A 5,785-nucleotide genomic window follows, 5' to 3' on the forward strand; every position below is an offset into this window, starting at 1 on the left:
TTTGATGTATCAAAGCCATCTCCATCGTCTTTGATGTCTAAGCAAATTACATCATTTTTCAGTGAAATACTAATTTTTATAGACTTTGCGTTAGCATGTTTATAGATATTCTGCATAGACTCCTGAATGATTCTATAAATATTTATTTTCGCTTTGTTTGACACTATGTCCCAACTAATATCGTCCGTATATTCAAAATCATATTTAAGTCCGTATGCTTGTGTTTGATTTTCAATCAGTTCAGAAACAATATCCATAAATCCAGTTCCCGAAACAAAATCCGTATTTAACTCATGTGAGATTTTACGAATATCTTCTTCGATAGTTTTTAGCTGACTAATATAATTTGCTCTTGTCATCATGGCTTCTTTGCCATCTTTAAAATTTATACTATCCAGACTTAATCGCGTACCAAAAAGCCGACCTAGAACTCCGTCATGCAATTCTTCTGATATGCGCTTTTTTTCTATTGTTCTGGCTTCATCAACCTTGTCTTGTTGTCCTAGCATTAAGTTATATATATCTTCGTTAGCTTTCTGCTGTACTTGTTGTAGTTTTAATTTTCTGTTATTGGCTCTCTGAGAAATGACAACATAAATAAGTATTACTGTGAGTAATAGACCAATAGATAAAATAGCTAGATATAGGTTTTCTCTAGATATTTGCTCGTTTTCTGCTTCTAATTCGTCGGTTTCTAACTCTAATCTGGCATTTCTGTTTCTTGCATTTCTTTCTACATTAAGAAGACTGTCTGCAAGTTTTATATGTCTTCGTAAATAGATTTTACCTTCTTCACCACCTTTGAGTTCGGATAGTATATATAATGATTTTAAAAGTAATTCATTATTAGTTGATTCTTTTGCTAGCTTTCGACTGCGTTCTGCATAGAATAATGCTGAATCCTTTTCCTCTAAATCAGTATAAAATCTTGCCAAATCAATAGAGATTCCTGTTTGCGCTAATTTATCATCGAGCGTATCACTAACGTTTTTAGCCTCATAGAACATCGCTCTTATTTCCTCTAAATTATTTTCTTTTTTTAGGGATTTAGTAAAGGCGAGATTAGCTAATGCTATGGCATAAAAAGAAGGATCATATTCAATATAAACATCTTTTTGTTTAACGACATTTTCATATAGTTTAATAGATTTTTCAATATCACCTTTGGTTTTATATACTTCAGCCAAATTATTTAGAGAATATAATCTATTGTAATATCCATCTCTCATTTGATCTGCATATTCTAATGCTTTATTATGATATTCGATAGCTCGTTCGTAAGCTTTTAGCTTTAAGGAAGTTATACCTATTAAGTTATTTAAGGTCCATAAATTATCTAGATGGTCTTCATTCATTGGGAGTGAATTGACTATCTTAATTGCTCTTATTGCATTTTCTTCACTACCTACATAGTCTTTTTCAGTCTCTTGAATATCAGCTATATTTATTAATATCTTGTACTCATCTTCAACACTATTTAAGTGTGTAAAATATTTCAATGCTTTAGAATAATAATAAAAAGCACTATCCGACTTGGCTTCTTGATAATGGTAATAACCCAAATTATTATTAACAACTGCTAAAGACGACGTGTCTTTCAATTTTGTAGAAAGTTTTAAGTTTTTATAATTGATTTCTCTATATGGTTCATAGTTATCCATTAATAAATAGATAAATGATAACTGTCTATTACTGTATAGGATTGTTGAATCAATCTTTGTTATGTTAGAGAAATTAACGGCCTTTTTGGCAAATTGAAGTCGTTGATTCAAATCAAAATTATTACTTGAAGAAAGTGTTCTGTATTTCTGAATACTATCGAATACAGCAGTATCATTCTGCCCATAAACAGAGAATAAACCGGCAATAAAAACAAGTGATAATATAGGGTATCTAAACAATCTCTTTATGAAGTTTAATTGATAATCTAAAACTAACAATTAAAATTCAATTATACCTGAAGAATTTAAATATATAATAACGCAAAAAACCCTTATTTAACAATAAGGGTTAATTATATTAAGGAAGGATAAAAAAATTAAGCGTTAGACGGCTTTTCTCCTTTTTTCTTATTGGTTGCTAATAAATCAAAATTGCTTTCTGTTTCATAAGTTGGCTGGTCTTTTACAACATCTTCAGATTTTACACCAGAAACAGTTAATAAAAGTACTGCAACTAAGGCTAAAGTAATTTTTAAGGTTTTCATAGGTTTAAGTATTAATTTAGGGTTTATAATTAGTCATTATTAAATTTTTGCAATGCAAAAACATTACTCCGAGGGAAGGGAATGGATAATTAACTATTTTAGGCCATGCCTAAAACAATACTAAAATAAAACGAGGGACGTTTTTGGCAATTGCTGCCTAAAAGTAAAATGGATTAAAATTTCCTTGATAAGCGATTTGAGGTCTTACGAAGGACTACAAATATATATTTAATTATACAATAAACAAGTATTTTACCGACTATATGTATTTTTTTATCGATTAAATACCTTTTTTTGTTAATAACATGTTCAAAAGAATAAATACTATTATCCCCAAATTAAGATCTTAGAGGTCATAAAAACAAAAAAGCATCCCGATTTTTACTACGTAAAAAAAGGAAAGCCTTTCATTGGTAAATATCCAATTGTATTGGATTTCTACTACGTCTCAGATTTATAACCTGAGAACAACACAACATCTTTATATCGAAAAAGCTCCTAATTTTAGAAGCCTTTCTGCAATTTTAGCGGTCTGGACGGGACTCGAACCCGCGACCTTCGCCGTGACAGGGCGACATTCTAACCAACTGAACTACCAGACCGTTGCATAATTGCGAGGGCAAATATACATTCCATTTTTAATATCGCAAACAAAAAAGGTAAAAAATAGACAATTAACTAAACAAATTTTTGTCGCTCTATCATGTATGTAGTAAGCACATTATTAAATCCACTATTAATATCAGCTTCTACATACTTTATTCTGTATTGACCGCATTTTAATTTTACATTTTTAAAATACTCACTAACAGCTTTTTCGTAATTATCTTTAACGTTATCCGCATACAGGTTAATGTAGTCTCCAGTCTCAACATCAATAAAACGCTTAGGTCTATTATCAAAGTCAAATGTCAATTCTCGTTGTTTATCAAAGACATGAAATAAAACGACTTCGTGTTTGTTATGCTTTAAATGACGTAATGCTTCAAATAATTTTTCATCTTCCTCAGATGTTTGAAACATATCCGTAAAAACAAAAATTAAAGATCTTCTATGTATTTTTTCTGCAATCTGATGTAGGTATCTGTATGTCTCTGTTGTTTTTGTCTCGGGTTTTGAAACTACGGCATTACTTAATTTGCCTAATAACATTTGATGATGTCGCTCACTACCCTTTTCTGGTGAATAAAAATCATAACTGTCACTGTAAATACTCAAACCAACGGCGTCTCTCTGCTTCTTTAGTATATTCATTAAAGAGGCACATGCCAGAGCGGAAAAAGCTATCTTATTTAGATTATCTATGGATGTACCAGCCGATTCAGGATAATGCATGGAACTACTATTGTCTATTATAAGATGACATCTTAGATTCGTTTCTTCATCATAACGTTTTGTGTATAAACGATCTGTTTTTGCAAATAATTTCCAATCTATATGTTTGGTACTTTCTCCCTGATTATAGATTTTGTGTTCCGCAAACTCAGCAGAAAAACCATGAAAAGGACTTTTATGCATACCTGCTATAAAGCCTTCTACAACCTGCTTTGCAAGTAATTCCAGATTTTTAAACCCACCGGCTTTATTTAATTCTAACTGTAAATCCATTATGTACCGAAACTAAAAAAGGTTTGCCGTATTGACAAACCTTTTATCATTTCTTTTAGAGTAATACTCTATAAAAGTGCATCAATCGCTTCAGCATAAGCATTTTTAGGTGCTACACCAACTTGACGACCTACTACTTCTCCATTTTGAAAAACTAAAACTGTAGGAATATTTCTTACCCCATATTTAGCAGCAAATTCTTGATTAGCATCAACATCTACTTTACCAACTACAGCTTTTCCTTCGTACTCAGAGCTAATTTCGTCAATGATTGGCCCAACCATACGACATGGTCCACACCAAGCAGCCCAAAAATCTACCACCACAGGCTTGTCGCTCTTTAATACTGTTTCTTCAAACGTTGCATCCGTTATTTCTAATGCCATAATATTTTGTTTAATTGTATTTTACTTTAGTTTAATATACAATATTAGTCAAAAATTTTGCCAAACCTTACATTCTCATTATTTGATTTCACTATGCTGGCATTGGTTGGTTTTATGCTAATTTAATTTGTAAATTACATCTTGTTCTTCAAGCTCATTAAGGAGTTCTTGAGAAATCTTAACTTTTTGTTTTCTGCTGGGCATTTTCAATTTAATCTTTTCGGCATTGTCATAAATTAAGAAATTCAAAGACTGATTTCCCTGATGCGTTTTAAAAACCTCCTGTAACTGTTTAATCTTTTCGGTCTTTAAATTATCAATACTCAACTGAATTGATAACTTCTTAGCATAAGCATCCATAACATCATGTAATAACTGGAAACTATTAAACTGAATTCTTGGTTCTCCTTTTTTACCTGTCTCTCTATTCACCCAACCTTCTTTAATATAAGCTCTTACATATACGAACGAATTTACCACAAAGAAGTGTCTGAATTTTAAATAGTCTTCACCAAAAATTCGGAATTCAAAACTATCAGTATAGTCTTCAATAGTGAACAGCGCCCAACCTTTACCTTGTTTACTCACACGGTGTTGTACATCGGTCACCACACCACCAAAAGTAATTTCTCTATTTATGATAGCTTCAAGATTATTGAATGCTGAAATCGTTCCGTTACAAAATGTCTTCATTTCGATTTTAAAATCGTCAAGTGGATGACCAGAAATATAGATTCCTACAACTTCCTTTTCTCGAGACAATTTCTCCATAGTTCCCCAATCTTCGCAAGGTGGTACTTGTGGCTCTGCAATTTGTACACCACTTGCCTCACCAAATAAACTTACTTGGGCCGAATTTTCATTTTCCTGATGTTTAGCACCATATCGAATAGCCTTTTCTAAGAATGTAATTCCATCACCGTCATGAGCGAAGTATTGTGCACGATGGGTGCCTTCAAAACAATCAAATCCTCCTGCATTTGCTAAACCTTCGAAAGATTTTTTATTCGCTGCTCTTAAATCTATTCGTTTGGCTAGATCAAATATGGATTTATAATTACCATCTTCTTTTCGATTTTGCACTATTGTTTTAACAGCTCCATGACCAACGCCTTTAATAGCTCCCATTCCAAACCGAACTGCATTGTCCTTATTTACAGAAAACTTATAATAACTTTCATTCACACTTGGTCCTAAAACAGGTAACCGCATGCGTTTACATTCTTCCATGAAGAAGGTGACGGATTTTATGTCATTCATATTATTAGACAATACGGCAGCCATATATTCCGCAGGATAGTGTGCTTTTAAATATGCCGTTTGATAAGCAATCCAGGCATAACATGTGGAGTGTGACTTGTTGAAAGCATAACTTGCGAAAGCTTCCCAATCTTTCCAAATTTTCTCAAGCTTTTCCTTATCCATGCCTTTAGCGGCAGCTTGCTCAATGAATTTTGGTTTCATTTTATCGAGAACAGCTTTCTGCTTTTTACCCATGGCCTTTCTCAAAACATCGGCTTCACCTTTTGTAAAATCTGCTAACTTCTGAGAGAGTAACATTACTTGCTCCTGATAAACCGTAATA

5 protein-coding genes and 1 tRNA gene are annotated in these 5,785 nt (G+C 32.4%); all 6 read right to left on the bottom strand.

The window, feature by feature from the left end; all coding sequences use genetic code 11:
* Positions 1-1,901: tetratricopeptide repeat-containing sensor histidine kinase (locus ACTG3Y_RS13035; RefSeq protein WP_439153358.1), on the bottom strand; the 1,901-nt coding region annotated here is incomplete at its 3' end.
* 137 nt (positions 1,902-2,038) lie between these two features.
* A complete protein-coding gene (locus ACTG3Y_RS13040) occupies positions 2,039-2,206 on the bottom strand; it encodes a hypothetical protein (RefSeq protein ID WP_439153359.1) in 168 nt (55 codons plus the stop codon).
* 528 nt (positions 2,207-2,734) lie between these two features.
* Positions 2,735-2,808, bottom strand: a tRNA-Asp gene (locus ACTG3Y_RS13045).
* Positions 2,809-2,884: 76 nt separating this feature from the next.
* A complete protein-coding gene (locus ACTG3Y_RS13050) occupies positions 2,885-3,814 on the bottom strand; it encodes a DUF58 domain-containing protein (RefSeq protein WP_439153360.1) in 930 nt (309 codons plus the stop codon).
* 68 nt (positions 3,815-3,882) lie between these two features.
* Positions 3,883-4,200 carry a thioredoxin gene (trxA, locus tag ACTG3Y_RS13055; RefSeq protein WP_439153361.1) on the bottom strand — a complete coding sequence of 106 codons (318 nt, stop codon included), beginning with the start codon at positions 4,198-4,200 and terminating at the stop codon, positions 3,883-3,885.
* Between the two features lie 117 nt (positions 4,201-4,317).
* Positions 4,318-5,785: OB-fold nucleic acid binding domain-containing protein (locus ACTG3Y_RS13060; RefSeq protein WP_439153362.1), on the bottom strand; the 1,468-nt coding region annotated here is incomplete at its 5' end.

Origin of the sequence: Winogradskyella sp., from assembly GCF_965656915.1 — a bacterium.
GTDB lineage: Bacteria > Bacteroidota > Bacteroidia > Flavobacteriales > Flavobacteriaceae > Winogradskyella.

Coding starts and splice junctions, on each gene's coding strand:
- ACTG3Y_RS13040 (WP_439153359.1), bottom strand. CDS start 2,206: ATGAAAACCTTAAAAATTACTTTAGCCTTAGTTGCAGTACTTTTATTA.
- ACTG3Y_RS13050 (WP_439153360.1), bottom strand. CDS start 3,814: ATGGATTTACAGTTAGAATTAAATAAAGCCGGTGGGTTTAAAAATCTG.
- trxA (WP_439153361.1), bottom strand. CDS start 4,200: ATGGCATTAGAAATAACGGATGCAACGTTTGAAGAAACAGTATTAAAG.